The organism is secondary endosymbiont of Ctenarytaina eucalypti, assembly GCF_000287335.1.
Lineage (GTDB): Bacteria > Pseudomonadota > Gammaproteobacteria > Enterobacterales > Enterobacteriaceae.
Map to the genome: position 1 here is coordinate 133,235 of NC_018419.1, position 19,157 is coordinate 152,391.

Annotated in this window: 7 protein-coding genes; 3 read left to right on the plus strand and 4 right to left on the minus strand. The window is 45.5% G+C overall.

Annotated features, from left to right (window positions below):
- Positions 1 to 185: 185 nt before the first annotated feature.
- Both bioD and bioB read right to left on the minus strand, forming a co-directional pair.
- Positions 186 to 881, minus strand: a complete 696-nt coding sequence (gene bioD, locus A359_RS00335; protein ID WP_014887784.1) for a dethiobiotin synthase — start codon at positions 879 to 881, stop codon at positions 186 to 188.
- 642 nt (positions 882 to 1,523) lie between these two features.
- A complete protein-coding gene (bioB, locus tag A359_RS00340; protein WP_014887785.1) occupies positions 1,524 to 2,561 on the minus strand; it encodes a biotin synthase BioB in 1,038 nt (345 codons plus the stop codon).
- Positions 2,562 to 2,665: 104 nt separating this feature from the next.
- Between bioB and bioA the strand changes: the two genes are divergently transcribed.
- A complete protein-coding gene (gene bioA / locus A359_RS00345; RefSeq protein ID WP_014887786.1) occupies positions 2,666 to 3,955 on the plus strand; it encodes an adenosylmethionine--8-amino-7-oxononanoate transaminase in 1,290 nt (429 codons plus the stop codon).
- 1,496 nt (positions 3,956 to 5,451) lie between these two features.
- Here the strand turns inward: bioA and A359_RS00350 are convergent.
- A complete protein-coding gene (locus A359_RS00350) occupies positions 5,452 to 6,456 on the minus strand; it encodes an AI-2E family transporter (protein WP_014887788.1) in 1,005 nt (334 codons plus the stop codon).
- 1,965 nt (positions 6,457 to 8,421) lie between these two features.
- Positions 8,422 to 12,312 (minus strand): phosphoribosylformylglycinamidine synthase, encoded by a 3,891-nt coding sequence (gene purL, locus A359_RS00355; RefSeq protein WP_014887789.1) that lies wholly within the window; start codon positions 12,310 to 12,312, stop codon positions 8,422 to 8,424.
- 1,485 nt (positions 12,313 to 13,797) lie between these two features.
- Between purL and A359_RS00360 the strand changes: the two genes are divergently transcribed.
- Positions 13,798 to 14,514, plus strand: coding sequence for a Bax inhibitor-1/YccA family protein (locus A359_RS00360; protein WP_014887790.1), 717 nt, complete (start codon positions 13,798 to 13,800; stop codon positions 14,512 to 14,514).
- A 1,802-nt stretch (positions 14,515 to 16,316) separates the two neighbouring features.
- On the plus strand, positions 16,317 to 17,639 hold the full coding sequence (locus tag A359_RS00365; protein ID WP_014887792.1) for a DEAD/DEAH box helicase: 1,323 nt from the start codon (positions 16,317 to 16,319) through the stop codon (positions 17,637 to 17,639).
- The last annotated feature ends 1,518 nt before the right edge of the window (positions 17,640 to 19,157 follow it).

Consider the following 19,157-nt stretch of genomic DNA (forward strand, 5'->3'; position numbering starts at 1 on the left):
TAAATAAGGATAACGCGCTTCTTAAAAACCATCTGGAGAGCTAATTTTCTACGTTGAAAATATTTATAATATCCTAACACTACCTGTTGCTCGCAAGCGAGAACTACCGATGAGCTTCATGGAGGGTCATGGAGGGTCATGGAGCAATCGCCTGAACTTCTTTTCTGCTCCTAACACCGGTCTATTCAATCTTTATGGTAGGCCTCTAGTAGTGAAAAATCGAGATAGTGCGCCAGAAGCGGTTTATTGCCCCTGGCGCTAAGCCATGGGATTTCTCCTAGTAGCGGCTCCTGCAGCCGGTCTCGTAGCGCTGTTAGATAATCCTCTGAACGATGGGTAGCCGCTGATAAGTGGCTGGCAATCCATCCTACCAGAGGAAGCCCTGCCTGGTGAACTGCTCGTGCGTTAAGTAGCGCATGATTGATGCAGCCAATCTTGATGCCAACGACCAGAATAACCGGAAGTTTCTCAGAGATGACCCAGTCGGCGTAAGACAGATTTTTTCCTAGCGGGGTGAACCACCCCCCCGCTCCTTCTATAACCAGCCAATCTGCAGCAGTTTCTAGCACGCGCAGTCCCGCTGATAGATCGGCTATAGTGATACTCCGGCCCTCGTCTTGGCTGGCGAGATGGGGCGAGGTTGCCTCAATAAAAGCGAGAGGGTTTACCTGATTATATGCTAGCAGCATGTTTCCGTTCGCCATCAGCGCTAGCGCATCGCAGTTACGGGGTCCTTCTGGAGTAATTTCACACCCGGAAGCTACTGGTTTGTACCCGGCAGCGCGGTATCCTGCCCTCGCTGCTGCCTGCAGTAGCGCGCAGGCAGCCAGGGTTTTACCAACAGCAGTGTCGGTTCCTGTAATAAAAAAACTTCTAGTCATGGTCAGGCACTCCATATACTACGCAATAACCGCTGAGCGTCAGCCCCTTTTTTTGGTTCTCCTGAGTAGATTAGTTAGCCAGTAGTGGGGTGGGGTAAGGGCTATATGCTCCGGGGAGCAGGCGTAGGCTAAAACGGCGGCGTATCGATTTAGCAGGCTTTCGTGTGCGTTGGGTAATCTAACACTCAACGAAATATTACAGGTGCTCTCTTCCTTGACGTAAAGAGGGTGCCAGGAACATACTATTCTCTAATAGATTCTATGATGTATGTGTTCAATGGTTTGCGAACTAAAAGAGAGATACAGTATGCGAAATCATCTAGCAGATGACGTCTAGTAAAATTCTAGGTTCTCTTTTAGATGGGGATTAACTAACATATTTATACTGACAAAAGCGACGATCGAGATCTTTGAGAGAGGTCGTAGAGCGCCCGGACGTTATGTTCAAAAAACATACTATGCTGGTCTATGATGCATGGCTGTCTTGAGAAAGGTAGCATGGCTTGTTCGGGATCAGGCTTCATGCGTCATTATGGGGGCTCATAAACGCTGCTAATACACTTTACCTATGCAAGTTATAGCAGGTTGTCTCTCAAGATATCGGCGCATGGTTGATGCCTCTCATTCATGCATAGAGAGATATCAGCTTGCCGCGTTGTAGTATTTTGGCGAATTTATTTCCAGAAGTTGTTCGGTTAGCTGACCCTCCTGCTTTAAGTCGCTTTCAAAAGTAGGACGATGCTCGATGTTAATGCCTAACTTTCGAAACAGCGCCATATCCAGATCCTCGTTAGGATTAGGCGTCGTTAGCAATTTACAACCGTAAAAGATTGAGTTGGCGCCAGCCATGAAGCAAAGCGCCTGAGTTTGTTCATTCATTTTCTCCCGCCCCGCTGATAGGCGTACGTGTGAACGCGGCATCATGATTCTCGCGACAGCGATTGTGCTTATGAAATCAAAGGGATCTACATCCTTGTTGTGAGCAAAAGGAGTGCCTTGTACTTTCACGAGCATATTGATAGGAACGCTTTCCGGCGGCGTTGGCAAATTAGCTAACTGCACTAGCAATGCCGCGCGATCTGATACTTCTTCACCGAGTCCCACAATCCCTCCAGAGCAGACCTTGATGCCAGCCTGCCGGACTTTGCTCAAGGTATCAAGTCTGTCTTGATAGCTACGTGTTGTTACAATGTTATCGTAAAATTCTGGAGAGGTATCCAGATTATGGTTATAAAAATCTAATCCTGCAGACGCTAGGCGCTGTGCCTGCTGATCATTGAGCATGCCAAGCGTCATGCAGGTTTCAAGCCCTAGCGCCTTCACGCCCTGCACCATCTTTTCAAGAAGGGGAATATCTCGGTCATGTGGATTTTTCCAGGCTGCCCCCATACAAAAGCGAGTAGAACCAGCGTCCCGTGCTTTTCGGGCGGCGTCAAGAACTTGCTGTAGTTGTATCAGGCGTTCGCTTCCAAGTCCTGTGGTGTAGCGCGCACTTTGTGGACAATATTTACAATCTTCGGGACAAGCGCCGGTTTTAATAGAGAGAAGCGTGCTGACTTGTACTTCACCGGGAGTGAAGTGGTGGCGATGTACCTGCTGGGCCTCAAACAGTAAATCCATAAACGGTCTATCAAACAGTGCCCTAGCCTGAGAGAGTGTCCAGCGTTTAAAGGTTGACATAATGGTTATCCAGAAAATCTTGAAGTAAAATAGATGAGATTAGTGTAGCGTTTGTCGATACACTGTCAACTAGATATTTTAATTTTAGTTTACAGGATATTCAGATGCAGGCCGATGACCTTGCCTTCGATAGCCGCCATATCTGGCATCCCTATACTTCTATGAGGCATCCACTACCCACCTATCCTGTCGTTTCTGCCTCTGGTTGCGAGTTAACCTTAAGCGATGGACGCCGACTAGTAGATGGCATGTCCTCCTGGTGGGCAGCGATCCACGGCTACAATCATCCGGTGATAAATCAGGCGATGAACGACCAAATCAGCCGCATGTCTCATGTGATGTTTGGCGGCATCACTCACCCCCCCGCCGTGGAATTGTGTCGGCGGTTAGTAGCGCTCACCCCGGAGGGCTTGGAATGCGTCTTCCTAGCAGATTCCGGTTCGGTGGCCGTAGAAGTAGCGATAAAAATGGCTTTACAATACTGGCAGGCACGTGGGGAAAAACGAAGAGAGTTGCTCGCCCTGCGTCGAGGCTATCACGGGGATACCTTTGGCGCGATGTCGGCCTGCGATCCCGATAACTCTATGCACAGCCTGTACCAAGGATACCTGCCGCCTCACCGGTTTGTTGATGCTCCTCAGCGCCGCTTTGGCGAGATATGGAACGAAGGTGACGATAGGTCACTAACTACGTTGTTAGCTGCTCATAACAGCACGTTAGCGGCAATAATTTTAGAGCCTATTGTTCAGGGTGCTGGCGGCATGCGCTTTTATCACCCTGAATATCTTCGCCGAACGCGCGCGCTATGCGATTACTATGGCGTATTGCTGATTGCCGATGAAATAGCAACTGGTTTCGGCCGCACCGGGGAATGGTTTGCCTGCAATCATGCTGGTATCACGCCGGATATTCTTTGTTTAGGTAAAGCCTTGACCAGCGGCGCCCTGAGTCTCTCCGCTACATTGACGCGCCGTCACGTCGCGGAAACAATAAGCGACGGCGATGCTGGCTGCTTTATGCATGGCCCAACGTTTATGGGCAACCCTCTAGCCTGCGCCGCGGCTAATGCTAGCCTTTCGCTGCTGCAGGATGAAAGCTGGCGCCAGCGCGTAGCGGCGATCGCCGCCCAGCTTAGCGCTGGACTCATGCCGCTCGCCGACCACCCCCGAGTATACGATGTCCGGGTGCTTGGTGCTATTGGCGTAGTAGAAACGAAACAGCCGGTCAATCTAGCACCCCTTCAGAGGTGGTTTGTCGAGCGAGGCGTGTGGATCCGTCCTTTCGGTAAGCTAATTTACTTAATGCCACCTTACATCATTTCACCGCCAGCGCTTGCGCAGCTGATTGATGCTATAGTTGACGCGTTGACACAGCCCGCGCATTTTCTCTCCTAATACGGCATGGCGATGCCCAAGGGGGCGATTAGAAAATATATAAATGTTATTTTTTAAATTACTGTCAGGTAGTATCCAATATCTTTGATATTGTCGTCTATCTCTATTACAGAAACGCATGATGCGGTAAGAGGCATCCGCCAGCACTGGCTCGGCATGAGCAGGAATAGCGATCAAAAAGCAAGACTGATAGTGTCCGACATTCACGCCGCCGGGTGAACAATATAATTTTCTGATGCTAAAAAATTATCTAATAGATAAATTAAAAAACTCTTGAGTGCCAGGGTTATTAATAGTATAAATAATAAGTCGCCTAATGCTCAATAGGTAAAAAGCACTTTTTAGAGGCTGGTTTTTACTATTTTTTTATTTAGAGGCAGACTTACATTAGGTTGCTGGTTATTCACTTCAGGCCTGAAGTGAGGTACTTGGGATTAATCTTGCACTTATGTGACTGCTGATAAAATACTCGGGCTATTTTTTCGGATCCAGCGCGAAAAGCACGGCATATAACTATCAAAAAAACGTGTTGAGTACCAGTCTATGCTGTCTGGGTCAGTGACCTCATTGCATATTAAAAAGTAATATCATATAGTTAAAATTTCCGAGAGCATAGTAAGTAAAAATAATATGTCTTCTCTTCTTACGGCTTAATAATAGCACAGAATAATTCTCTGATGCTGCAATACAGTGAATGCAAACATCAATGCATAGAGCAATACTCTATGTGGTCATGAACTGCACATCCCGAAAGTTTTTATTTCAGAAACATAGATTCCTCATTAGGATCATATCAACACACGTGAGAGTAAAGCGTAAGCGCGATCTCCTAGTGAACAACGAAACACACGCAATGATCCAGCGCTTGATTGACGGTATAGAAGTACCGTGAATAAATAGTTTATTTTAAATGTCATAACGCGGCCCTGCCAGGGAAAGTAAGGGAACGCGAGGCTACCGGCGCTTATGATAGCCCTAGATTTTATATATTTTTATTAAAGAACAAAATAACATTGTTGAGCTCGATGCAGGCCAGCTTACCGATACAGTTGTCAATCAGCATCTAAGTGGGGCTCATAATAACTGAAAAGAGTCAAGAAGGTTATCCTTTGTACGCACGCATAGCTGCACTAACCTGTTTCCGGTTCAACATTCCGCTCGTTAGGTATTTGGGCTTCAGGGATTATGACTCGCCGGATTAAGTAAGACGATGGCCGTGCATCAACGCGCTAAAGAGAAGGATATTCCTTTAGGCATAATCAACATGATCTGTATCGTTTAACAAGCATCATCTAGCGTTCATCCAGCCATAAACTCTTATCATTCAACACAGTGGGTCAGCGGACCTCGGGTCGTTCAACTGGCACTGTACTTTCATTACACTACACTCTCCCTCTTTTAGGCCCATAGTCGATGCTCTTGCTTGAGCATTATCCTAATGGAAAAGAGGCTGAACGAGTAAGACCCGGGCAAGACATCACTCAAGACATGAGTGGTCAGATCAGTGACTTTGCACGTAGCTCAGTTTTTAGATAAGCGTAATAAATCGGAGCCACCACTAGCCCTTCCAGACCAAACGCCGCTTCGAAAATAAGCATTGCTAGCATTAACTCCCAGGATTTTGCATTAATACGGTTGCCAACGATCTCGGCATTGAGGAAGTATTCCAGCTTGTGAATTAAAATTAGGTACAGCAACATTAGGCCACTCACGCTTAAGGATATAGAGAGCGCCGATATGATAATCATAAAGTTGGAAATAAGATTGCCGATGATCGGTATGAGACCGAAGATAAAAGTAGCTATAATCAGCGTTTTACCTAAAGGTAGATGTACGTTAAAGAGAGGGAACAGTACTAGAATCATGATAGACGTCAGGAGAGTATTGACTAGTGATACTTTAATCTGGGCAAAGACTATATAATGGAAGGCTTGAGAAAGACAATGTAGGCGCTCTAGTAGCTGCTGCGTAAAGTAGGTGTTATGGCCGGAGGGCTTATTGAGCGAAATCACCGCACCGATAATTAATCCGATAAAAATAGTCATCATCCCATGCAAGAAAGAGTGGCTTATATTTCGGATCATGCTCAAATTAGATTCAACCAGAGAGAATAGATGATCTTTCAGTTCTTCCGCACTTTCAGGAAGTAATAATGAGGGAAAATAATCGGGAATGCGGTTCTGTATATCGGAAAAGATTCGGTTGGTTTCGGCAGTAATGTCGATGCCGGGTTGCATGTCTGAGGTGAGAAAGCTGATTAAACTGACAATCCCTAGGGTCATAAACAGTACGACAAAACCGGCAATGAGCGTCACTACTACCCAGCGAGCACGACTACTGCCGACCAAGCCTTCAAACCACGGGGTGAGAGAAATGATTACCTCATATGCCAGAAAACCAGCAATAAAGCAGGGAAACAAATGTAGGGGGATGATTAGAGTGATAAAAAGAAACATTAACAGGTAAGAGGTCGCTATCAGCTTTTTCTCACTTACGCTCATTCTTCTTTCCTTTTATTACTGGCTTTACGGGTCAGTTCTTTTTTTTTGCGAACAGCACATGGCATAGATGTTTATCATAGCACTGACAGCCCACATCGCATTGTCAGCCTCTTGCGCCGGTTGGTGGGGAAAATATATTACCCCGTCTTAACTCGTCTTCACATGACATCCCTGGTCACAAAATGTTACCCCTGTGCGGGGGCAGGCCCGGTAATGAGATTATTAGTCACATCTGAGGAAGATAGTAGCTATTCTTATGGGTGGCGCGCTAATGCAAAAAAGTAAACAAGACATGCATCCGGGACGCCAAGGTACTTGCTTGAATATATCGAGAGCAGAGATGATCATACTGTGTCTTCCAGGAGCGCCTCATCGAATATGCAACCAATAATAGCATTGATATGAATACGTATTGCGCCTAGCTTGGTCAACGATAATGTTTTTTCTGTTTTAATCATGCGCTTTTTCGTCTAAAATAGGTATGAGAAAATGCCTAATTGTCTTATTAGGACATCTATATGGCTTTGTTGAAAAAGATATAGCGTGTTCTTAGTGTGTCGTTAGCAAAGCTTTTATTATGTAATTCGAGCGGATCGTTACATTTCTTACATTGTAATCTAGTTAAGATCATGAAGCATCGAGATCGTCTTACCTTCTGCGCATCATGTTGACATAGATCCGCATGCTCACCCAAAGGGATTATGTAGCAAAAGAGGGAGTTTTAACGAGTAAACTGACAGTGATCGTCTTTTTTTGTCCCGGTCATCCTTACTACCGCTAAGATGCGGTTTTCAACCTCGGGGTTCTCTATATAATCTAAGGCTAGCTAGCATTGCCGCCTTAGTGGCGAGAACAGCAGATGGTATTTTTTATTCAACAGAGCTTTATTAAAGTAACGGATATCATCATCGATGATAGCTGACGACTCCCTGATTGTCCTGGAGGCTGATTTTATATATAAATAAGCGAGAGAGTATGGGTATTTATCGTACGTCCGTGCTATAAACCATTGCATCCGCTTTTCTGTCTAACTCCAGATAGTCACTAACGGAATGCTCGTGGCTTGTCGATACGATTCTGCTGAACTATTGCGTTCCCTTTTGCACACACTTGAAGGCATGTGATGTAATAATTACATGAGCAATTACACACGGCAAGTTGACGTTTTTATGCTGACACAAACTGCCTTAGATCCTGTATTGTACAAAGAACAGTCTTCGCTGCTTCGCAACGGCAGTGCCTAATAAGTTTAACAATCACGTCAAAATCCCCGTAACATCTCGCAGAAAAGACCAAAAACCAACTAGATCATTAGCCCTATTAGTGCCCCTAACTGAGTAGACAGGCGATGGCCTCCCTCATTATAAGCAAAGCTTTTGCTCTACATATCGGTAAAGAGCATGTATATATACATACTGTCAAAGAACTGTGTTGATTTAGTGGTTGTCGGTCTGCTACTTTTTGATTTTAATTTTTTCTTTGCGATAGATTCTATGTTGAAAATGCATCCAGTGACCCGAGGCAATGAATGCGTTGAATTAAAATTCAGCTAATAAGTCCCTGATCTGGTGATATCTGTCAGAGAAATCTCTTCAATCATATCTTGGGCCTGGAAAAGGTTGCTTAATCAGATTTATTACTAGATCGGTGTTATGCGCGTGACTGATAAAACTATCTAGTAACTATTTTCAGAAAAAATTTCTTATCATTTAGTGAGTCATCATGGTAATAGCACACTATGATTAGGTGTACATGTAGCGGTGCTCTCTTAATATTTTTTTCAATTTCTACTGAGGTGATTGTTTATATCGCTTGTTGATGATACCAAGAGGTGACCTATAGAGAGGAAAGCGGTAAAATGAAAAGTAAATAGTCGCTTGCTGGGCAAGATAGCGAAAGAGGCGTTACTTGACAGGTAAATAGTACGGCCGGAGGACCGTGCCGGCACGAATGACCTCAATAAACCTAGCCAAGCTGCTTTCGTGCATTTCGAAACAGGCGCATCCAAGGTCCGTCCTCACCCCACCCCGAAGGGTGCCAGGAGTGACTGACGCTACGGAATAGCCGTTCAGGGTGCGGCATGATTAATGTAACCCGCCCACTAGTGTTGGTTAGCGCGGTGATGCCATGCAGGGAGCCATTAGGATTTGCAGGATAGTTTTCCGTTATCTGACCGTAGTTATCTACATAGCGTAGCGGCACCAGCCTTGCATGCTCAAGCGCAGCCAAATGCAGTAAGTCCATTACCTCAATGCGACCTTCACCGTGGGAGACGGCAATAGGCAGACGGGAGCCGACCATGCCCTGCAATAGTAGGGACGGGCTTTGAGTAATCTCTACCAGGGTGAACCTTCCTTCAAAACGCTCGGATTTATTGCGGACAAAGCGGAGCCACAACTCTGAACCTGGAATCAACTCGCGGAGATTGTACATCATTTGACACCCGTTACATACCCCTAGTGCTAAGGTTTGGGATCTATGAAAGAACGCCTGGAATTCATCACGCACTCGCGAATTGAACAAAATTGATTTCGCCCAACCTTCACCCGCACCCAAGACATCGCCATAGGAGAAGCCACCGCAGGCCACGAGCGCATGTACCTTGTCTAACCTTGCTTCTCCGGTGAGTAGATCGCTCATATGGATATCGATAGCCTCAAATCCCGCACGGTGGAAAGCCGCTGCCATCTCTACCTGGGAGTTCACGCCTTGTTCCCGAAGCACTGCGACTTTTGGGCGCACACCCTTAGCGATCAAAGGCGCGGCAATATCATCGATAGGATCAAAACTAAGGACTACTGTTATTCCCGGATCGTTATCGTCCTGGCGGGCAGCATGTTCCTGATCAGCACTTTCAGGATTATCGCGCCTCCGTTGAATCTGCCAGCTGGTTTCCGCCCACCAGGTTCTGAGGGTAGTCCGGCTTTCTCTGTAGAGAATGCGCTTCCCGGAGCTTAGAATAAACCGATCACCGGGCTGTGCTGTACCAAGATAATACACACAATCTTCTAGGCCTTGCTCGCGAAATAGGGCCGTCACTATGTCCTGGTCGGCCGCGGCAACCTGGATTACCCCCCCCAGCTCCTCATTAAACAAAGCGGCTAATGAATCATCGCCCAACATACTAATATCGACATCAATGCCACAGTGGCCAGCAAATGCCATTTCCGCTAGAGTAACTAGTAAACCTCCGTCGGAGCGGTCGTGGTAGGCTAACAGAGTCCCTTTTTTTATTAGTTCTTGCATGACGCTAAAAAAGTTGGCTAGTTGCCCCACAGCGCGCACGTCAGCAGTTTCGTCCCCCAGCTGACGATACACCTGCGCAAGGGCAGTGCCGCCTAGCGCCTGATGCCCGGCGCCTAGATCAATGAGCATCAGGGCATTGTCACGAGCGGTCTCTAATTGCGGTGTCACGGTTGCACGAACATCTTCTACGCGGGCAAATGCGCTGATAACTAGCGACAGCGGGGAGGTCATTTCCTTCCTTTCCACTCCCTCCTGCCAGCATGTTTTCATGGACATCGAATCTTTACCCACAACGATTGTCAGCCCTAGGGCTGGGCAAAGCTGCTCTCCTAACGCTTTCACGGCCTGATACAGGCCGGCATCTTCACCAGGATGACCCGAGGCGGCCATCCAGTTGGCGGAGAGCTTTACCCTTCTGATATCGCCTATGTACGTCGCCGCTAGGTTGGTCAGGGCCTCTCCTACTGCTAAACGGGCGGAAGCAGAAAAATTCAATAGGGCGACCGGCGCCCGTTCGCCAATGGACATGACCTCGCCATAATAGCTGTCAAGGCTGGCTGTAGTAAGAGCACAGTCCGCCACTGGTACTTGCCATGGACCAACCATTTGATCGCGCGCCACCATGCCAGTTACGCTGCGATCCCCAATGGTAATCAGAAACGTTTTGTCAGCCACCACCGGTAAATGCAGAACGCGGCGGATAGCTGTAGAAATTGTCATGCCATCGCGGTTCAGGGGCCTCCCACAAGCCTGCAGAGTGGTAGCTTCACGCGGCATGTTTGGCATCTTTCCGAGCATGATATGTAACGGCAGATTAATCGGTCGGTCACCAAAGTAGTCATCTTCTAGGGTCAGATGCAACGCTTTGGTCGCTTCCCCGATGACCGTATAGGGTGCGCGTTCACGTCGGCAGATGGTATCAAAGTCGGCTAGCTGCTCTGGAGCCACTGCTAGAACGTAACGCTCCTGGGACTCATTGCACCACACCTCCAGCGGGCTCATGCTCGCGTCGTCATTGAGAATGTCGCGTAATTGAAAAAAGCCACCGCGATTTGCGGCGCTTAGTAGCTCCGGAATCGCGTTAGACAAGCCACCTGCACCCACATCATGGATAAAGAGAATTGGATTGCTCCCAGCCCGCTGCCAACAGCAGTCGATTACTTCCTGGCAGCGGCGTTCCATTTCTGGGTTTGCACGTTGTACGGAAGCAAAATCAAATTCAGCGTCTGACTTCCCACAGGTCATCGAAGAAGCGGCACTGCCTCCTAGGCCTATTTTCAGGCCCGGACCTCCCAGAACAATTAGCTTGGTGCCTACTCTAATTGTCTCTTTTTTTACATGTGATGGGCTTATATTTCCGATGCCACCGGTTAGCATGATGGGCTTATGATAACCTCGCAACTCCACTCCATTATGACTATCGACCCGCTCCTCATAGGTGCGAAAATAGCCGGCTAGTACCGGGCGGCCTAATTCATTATTAAACGCGGCACCCCCAAGCGCTCCTTCGGTTATGATATCTAGTGCGCTAGCGATGCGCACTGAACGCCCGAAGTCTTCTTCCCACGGTTGCTCGAAGCCAGGGATTCGTAAATTCGAGACTGAAAAACCGACCAGACCAGCTTTCGGCTTAGCACCGCGGCCGGTAGCGCCTTCATCGCGGATTTCGCCGCCAACTCCAGTAGATGCACCAGGCCAGGGAGAGATAGCGGTTGGATGGTTGTGGGTCTCGACTTTCATTAAAATATGTGCTACATCTTGATGGAAATCATACCGACCTGTTAATACATTGGGAAAGAAACGACCCACTGAAGATCCCTCCATCACCGCGGCATTATCTTCATAGGCAGACAACACAAACTCAGGAGTCCGCTCGAAGGTATTTTTAATCATATTAAACAGCGATTTGGCTTGATAGTGGCCGTCAATAGTCCAATGAGCATTGAAAATTTTGTGCCGGCAATGCTCAGAGTTGGTCTGCGCAAACATATACAGCTCGACATCGCTGGGGTTGCGCCCTAAGTGGGTGAAGATTTCGAAGAGGTAATCGATCTCGTTCTGAGCGAGTGCTAGACCTAGAGAGACATTAGCCACCTCTATCGCACCGCGTCCTTCTCCGATCACATCTACTAGCGCCAGCGGAGCCGGTGGATGCTGAGAAAATAAGGTCTGCGCTTCATCTAGAGAGGAAAATACTGTTTCGATCATACGATCGTGTAACAGAGAAGTGAGCTGCTGCCACTGCGTCTCACTCAACTTAGGTGCCTGAATATAATAGGCTAATCCCCGCTCTAGACGCGCAACCTGAGGCAGCCCGCAGTTATGAACAATATCCGTCGCTTTCGATGACCAGGGAGACCGCGTGCCGGGTCTTGGCGTCACCAGTAATAGACGCCCCCGCGGCTTCTGTTCGGCAATAGAAGAATCATACTTTAACAGCTGCTGTAGCTTGCTTGCCTCGACTTCTTTGAGCACCGATCTAAGATCGACAAAATAGATGTATTCGGCATAAATATTCTCAAGCAGAAGATGGGCGCAGTCCTGACAGTAGACCAGGAGTTGATTAATGCGAAATTCTGACAGAGCGGGCAAACCGCGGAATATTTCCATATTAGATAGGTCTCTTGTCTTTAAGCCACTGAGCATAGTGCGTGCCGTAGTCATTCATGGGCTGCAACAATAATAGGAAAAGTGTATTATAAAGCCTGTCAGCTACGGACGAAGTCTTTTTTGCAGTTACGCGTTTATCCCGATCCCCTGATGAACCGATTGATTGAATCAATAGCATTGTATGGTTCGGGTCTGTGACTTAATTATTCGCTACAAGGTAACATCATGCAGTGAGATATCATCAGTAAACCGAACAGAGGAAATGATAGCCATTTTTTATTAAAACTGAATAACGTGAATAGGTGCACTGCAACACACTAGAGTGTGTGACGGGTTGATTGCTAGTAACATTTACTGTTATTCGATTCAATAGTAGTTCGGTATTCCTAAACGCATAACTTGGTTGTGCACTTTTATGATTGCCATCCATGAGCCTACCTTTCCTCATAGTCGCATACTTTCGGATGACTCCTCAGAAGTATTGCGCACTGAGGCGTATGAGTGTTATCTAGTAAGTGTAAATGATAACTAATTTTTTTATATATGGTATTATTATAATTTCTGAGAGGTGGTTGCGAATACATAGACATTGAGAGTCATCCCTGCATGTAACTCACTACATGCACATGAAAAAAAATAATCTCTACATAAAGCAAAGAAAAGCTTACAATCACTAATTCTCTTATAGATAGTAAGGCTTTGCAGCCGTGCTGTATTTCTGAGAGTGTACGTAGAAATACAAACTGTCAGCTATTTCCTGCAAAGATAGAGAAACATTCTCTTAGAGAATGCGGTTAATCACTCGATTTATGTAAATTATTTCAGCGCCTAGATGCTGATTATGGAATGTGTTCTTCGGTTGTACCGAAGTTAATGTCGTCTCCGCCAGAACAGCCAAAAAAAGTCGGCTGCCGGCTTTTGCAATAGACTAAATATGTTTCAACCTCATGTTGAGCAATTAAGACTTATGCATCAAAGTGAAGGCACTTATCTATCAGGGGTGCACAATATTTTCAGTGTGATACTATGAACTGTGCCAAGCAGTGTAAGATCAGCTTATTCGTAATAGGCAGTGATTTCTAAAAAAGATAGGAGGGTATCACCAGAACCTACTCACTCAGACCCCATGTTTTTGTTGAAAAGATTTTTTAGAGCTCATCCTCGGCGATAAGATAGAAGCTCTTCTGCAAGTTTAAATATGAGAGAGCTGCCAAAACTCGAGTGCCGTTCTTAACACGAGAGCCCGCTCGCCGTTAGCAGTTTATCGCTTCATTGACAGAGCTGCATGTTGGTAGGGAGCCTACTAGTCTAGTGGGACAGACGACATGAGACTGGTGTTTTTAGCGCAGTATACCGTAATTGCAGGCAATACTCTCGGTTCCCGCGCTTTTATGATATGGTTATTCAAATCTAGTTGTCCGCTCAGCCTAGACTTTTGCTGTTCGCGTACCACTTAAAATGTTTACTGACTCACAGGTGATAGTTATGGACCGATTTTCTCGCCCCCAAGGTTCCATCGTAGAACGTGTTAATAGCACGGTGCAGCCGTTTATGGCTCAAGTCTATGGCTGGATGACTTGTGGACTACTGTTAACCGCCTTCGTTGCTTGGTACGCTTCGCGTACACCGGAGCTGATGCAATTTATTTGCTCAAGCCAGTTAATTTTTTTTAGTTTGATGATTGCTCAGTTGGTGCTGGTATTTGTTATTTCTAGCATGATTGGCCACATTAGTGGATCGGTGGCGACATCGCTTTTTATGCTTTACTCCTCTCTCACTGGGCTGGTGCTTGCTAGCGTTTTCATCGTCTACACGGCGTCTTCGATCGCAAGCACATTTTTGGTCACCGCCGGTATGTTTGGCGCCATGACACTTTACGGTTATACTACTCAGCGGGATCTAAGCACTGTTGGCAACCTGCTGTTGATGGCTCTCATCGGTATTTTGCTCGCATCGCTCGTGAATGTTTGGATTAAAAGCTCTGCGTTGATGTGGGCGGTGACGTATGTCGGTGTATTAGTATTTGTGGGATTGACCGCCTATGATACTAAGAAACTGAAAAACATGGGCGCAGAACTCTCTTTGGAAAACAAAGAGCAGTTCCGAAAATGCTCTATCGTCGGTGCGCTGAGTCTTTATTTAGATTTTATCAATCTTTTCTTAGTGCTTCTGCGTATTTTTGGGCACCGACGCTCATCTTAATTCATTAATGTTATTTATTATTCTCCATATACAAGGTCGATTTTATACTCCGGGGAGTTATATACATAAACTAGTAGCTGCTCTGAGATTTTTCTCAGCTGTTTGGATTTTTTCGTGGAGGTTCTCATTGAGTACGCTAACTTTTTGAGCCTAGTTGTGCACGAATAAAACGTAACTAGCCGATAAACGGCACACCATCTATTTGATTGCTATAGTGAGTGGTGTTTTTAGCAACGCTCAACCCATCCCTTGACAGTTGTTACCGAGGGGCCTTGCATCTAGAAATGCAGAGAGATGTGGCTTATTTTATTAGCAATTAGCGGGGAATTCAGTCTCATTCCATGCGCACGTCTGTGTAGGGTATGCACTGACAACATCCCTGATAAGTTACGGAGATGGTCATGTAAGCAACCTAAAACCATAGCTTTGTCTTTTAAGCATAGGCACCCTTTGAAAAAGGGCAGGTGAGGCGATCATTCTTACTGGCACTAATAAAGTTCGCAGATTCCGCGTTTGCACTAGCGCCAATGTAAGTTATCCTGTTGTATCCAAGGAAAAAATCAGCCAGAGGACCGCTTGGCCTGATTAGGACGTCTTCATCTATTGGTGTGTTCAAGTAATTTATATTGATATACTAGATATCACGGGTTTATGGGCCGTTTAAGATCAGGTATCCCCAGAGGCGCTGCTGTTCGTGCATGCTAACTTGCTGCTATCTTCTAATGATCGTTTCAATGATCTAGGAATAGATTTAAAGTATAAAGTGCTCTACGACGCTATCGATTTTGTGGATAATGTTATTACAGTGATTGCAACTGTTTCTTCTAACTGATTCTGAGTAAAACTTATTACTGTCAGCGGCGACCTGCTGGATACGGTAGTCAAGCAGTAGTATTCGCGCGGGTAAGAGGAGAAAGTAAGTATTAACGCTAACCGCGCCCTCAGTGGCCTAGAAAAGACAGCACTACGCCTCTCTGCCTACGTGAGGGCAGAATGCGTCTCATCTTAAAAAGCAATATTTTCCTGGATTGCAAAGAATTCGATAAGATCATCGCGAATTGGATAGTGGTAAAGGAAGAACGCACTGAACGAGCATTATGCGCTTATCTCAAGGTTAGCCTGTCAAGAAGAACTTTTTTTCAACAACGCTCTCCCGCATCCAGGGGATGCTGAAGCAAGTTACTCCACCAGAAACCGGAAGCTGCCCTAGAGTGAGAATGTGTGAGAGACTTATTACACCGGCACCGACATAGATAATTTAGTCGGTAAAATTTTGGAGAAGAGCCGTGAGATTTCCGGATCAGAAAAAAATTTTTAAAATAACCCAAGAGGCAACGTTCGAACGTGTTCTAGTTAACGGCATTGATAATCCAAGATACGGATCGTGTATATAATCATTCCTTAATAACTTTACTAGTATCCTGCAAGGTTCTTAATAAAAAATACCATCATGTTTGTTTTCATGGTATAGCGTTGCTTGATTATATGAGCACCTCAAGGGGTCATGCGATATCTTGAATTTCATGCTTTCCCGCCTCATTAGGTTCGGCCGTTTTTATTCACGTTATTTTTTGATATGTAGAGATACTAAGCTTTCTTGCCCCGTGTAGCTTTAACAGGTGCACGGGGCAAGAAAGCCAGTTATTTGTGCCAGATACTCGTTCTTAACGCTTAGGGATTGTGCTAATATACTTTCATTATTTTTATTTTGCAAATGGTATGGCAGTGCCTTCCATGTGCATTATCCCCATGCGCGCAGTTTCCGCTAGCGTCGTCGGGGCCGATTTGGAGTTTTTTAGTTTATGCTATTTGATTCACTTGGCCTAAGTACCAAGATTTTACGCGCATTAGCGGACAAAGGCTATCTCGAACCGACGCCAATTCAGCAGCAAGCTATCCCTTATGCACTACAAGGCCGAGACATTATGGCCAGTGCTCAAACTGGCACTGGAAAAACCGCTGCCTTTACCTTGCCGATCTTACAATTGCTTGATCAGCGCCCGCCGCCTGTAGGTAAACAATGCTTAGGTGTACGGGCTCTTATTCTGACACCGACCCGGGAGCTTGCGGCACAGATCGGAGAAAATATTACCGAGTACAGTACTCATCTTGCGCTGCGCTCTTTAGTGGTGTTTGGCGGGGTTAGTATTAATCCACAGATAATGAAGTTGCGTGACGGCGTGGACGTGCTAGTAGCGACCCCGGGGCGTCTTTTAGATTTGGCAAATCAGCGTGCCGTTGCTCTTTCCCATGTAAAAATCCTAGTCCTAGATGAGGCCGACCGTATGCTAGATATGGGCTTTATTCATGATATTCGGCGGGTGATGCAGCTGCTGCCAATAAAGCGGCAGAGTCTTATGTTTTCCGCGACTTTCTCTGACGAGATCAAAACGTTAGCTAAAAGCTTACTAGATGATCCGGCATCAGTTAAGGTAGCGCACCATAATACTACATCCAAACAAATAACCCAGTTTGTGCATATGGTAGATAAAAAGCGAAAGTGTGAGCTGCTATCCTATATCATTGGTCGTAACAACTGGCAGCAGGTACTAGTCTTTACTCGTACCAAGCACGGTGCCAATCATCTCGCTGTACAGCTAAACAAGAACGGTATCGACGCCGCCGCCATTCACGGAAATAAGAGCCAGGGAGCGCGTACGAGAGCTCTTGCAGCTTTTAAACAGGGCGGCATTCGCGTCTTAGTGGCCACCGACATTGCAGCCCGTGGTCTCGATATCGATCTTTTGCCATATGTAGTTAACTATGAATTACCGCAGGTAGCAGAAGATTATGTTCATCGTATTGGACGTACTGGTCGGGCATCGGCTACCGGAAAAGCTTTATCTTTAGTGTGTGTGGAGGAGCTAAGTTTGCTGCGTGAGATTGAATGTTTTCTGAAAAAGTCAATTCCACGTATCGCATTACCGGGTTACGATCCAGAAAATATCAGTCTATCTGCGCCCAGCCAGAAGAGAAAAGTGGGCTCTCCTTCGTCGAGCCCATTAGAGATTCCACGAACTATAGCGAGACTTGCTCCTCGTAGTAGGCATAGCACTCAACCTCGACGAACCGGTAGCTCTTCTGGCAATGTCGGAAGACGCCGCGGTAAGCAATCAAGTCGATAAACTAACGCTTGTTCACCGTCTATCACTATTCTTAGAATTTAATACCGAGGTAAGATAAATGCCAATCTGGAATGCGAAACTTCTCAAAGCGTTATGTAGTTAAGTACGGTGATTATTACGTGTACCTCTTTCCGACCTTTGCGTGTTGCAGCTAGTGCATGTGGTGATAACCTCATTTCTTCTTTTTTTCTATTTATAAAGAACATTGCTTAAGATGACTAATTGTCAAGAATCATGACCGAATTATTGGTTTGAGATAGATTTTACTGCAGGTCAGCAACGAACCGCCTAGAAGATTTCAGAGCACCGTTCGTGCCCATGATATCGACGCTCAAAGATGCTGTGTGTTTATGCGCCTCTGGTTAGATATCGTAACTAATTTTACAAACATAAGGTATTCAAAAAGCCAGCCGCTACCTTCCTTCGCATGACTTGCTAAATGATAAGACACTTTTTCTCAACAATAACGACTCTAATTTTTCTATTAATGAATAGTGCACTCTTAAATTCACTTATAACATATTTTATAAAGCGCTTTCTTACCGCTTTAGAAGCGTTTATTAAAAAGATGTTTATCTTCTCGCAGAGCATCATACTACCCCACTATCAAATTTTAGTAACGTGTGTTTCTTGTCTCAAGGAGAATATAACCTTTTGATATCTAACTTATAATGTAATTGTTAGAAAGCACTTTACTGACTAACGTGATATCACGTGAACTCTTTTAGCTCAGTTTTCCTCGATAACCTTAATTTAATATAGGGACTATTGTTATGCAGCTATATGGCTTCTGAGAAAAAGCTCAAGCAATCAATAATAGTAGCATGTGAAGTGATTAACAACTCTTAGGTCCTAAATCCGTACAAGATTGACGGTAGGATTTTCTGGGGTATAACAGCATCAACAGCATCAAGACTTCTTTCTTCTGGATCACTATCCACAATAATTATCTTATGAGGTAGATCATGTTGATTATTTTCGAGGGAGCCAGTGATGTAGCACTGATCGGTTAATGAAGGTTTGATTGATGGGATTAATGCCCATTTCTACTCTTTATCATGTTAGCCGTTCGAATATGAACCTGATCTTTATGATGGTGAAAAGTTATGCATGAACAGGTGCGCAATAACTGCTATTACTACACTCTGCGGCCAGTGTTCTATGAGCATAAAGATATGACTGCTTCTTTCATGCTGTACTTGGGCTGCTTTTTTATGTTTATTTAGAATGAATGGTTGCTTTTAGACGCTAAATGATACGATCCAACGTGGAATCTGCAATGTGTATTTTCTCAGCCTGCATTAGACCCTAAAAATATTTAGGAATATCAGAAGAAGCTTGATCAATTTAAATATTGAGTTAACTGGGATCTTTCAGTGCCTCTCAAAAAACCAAAGGCCCATCTCATCATCATTTTCTTAGTAATAAACTTTTTAGAATAAAACATTTTGGTTATTATCAGATGAGCGCAATTGTAAATTTCAGCACATAGTGCTATTTTTAAAAGTGTTCACTAGA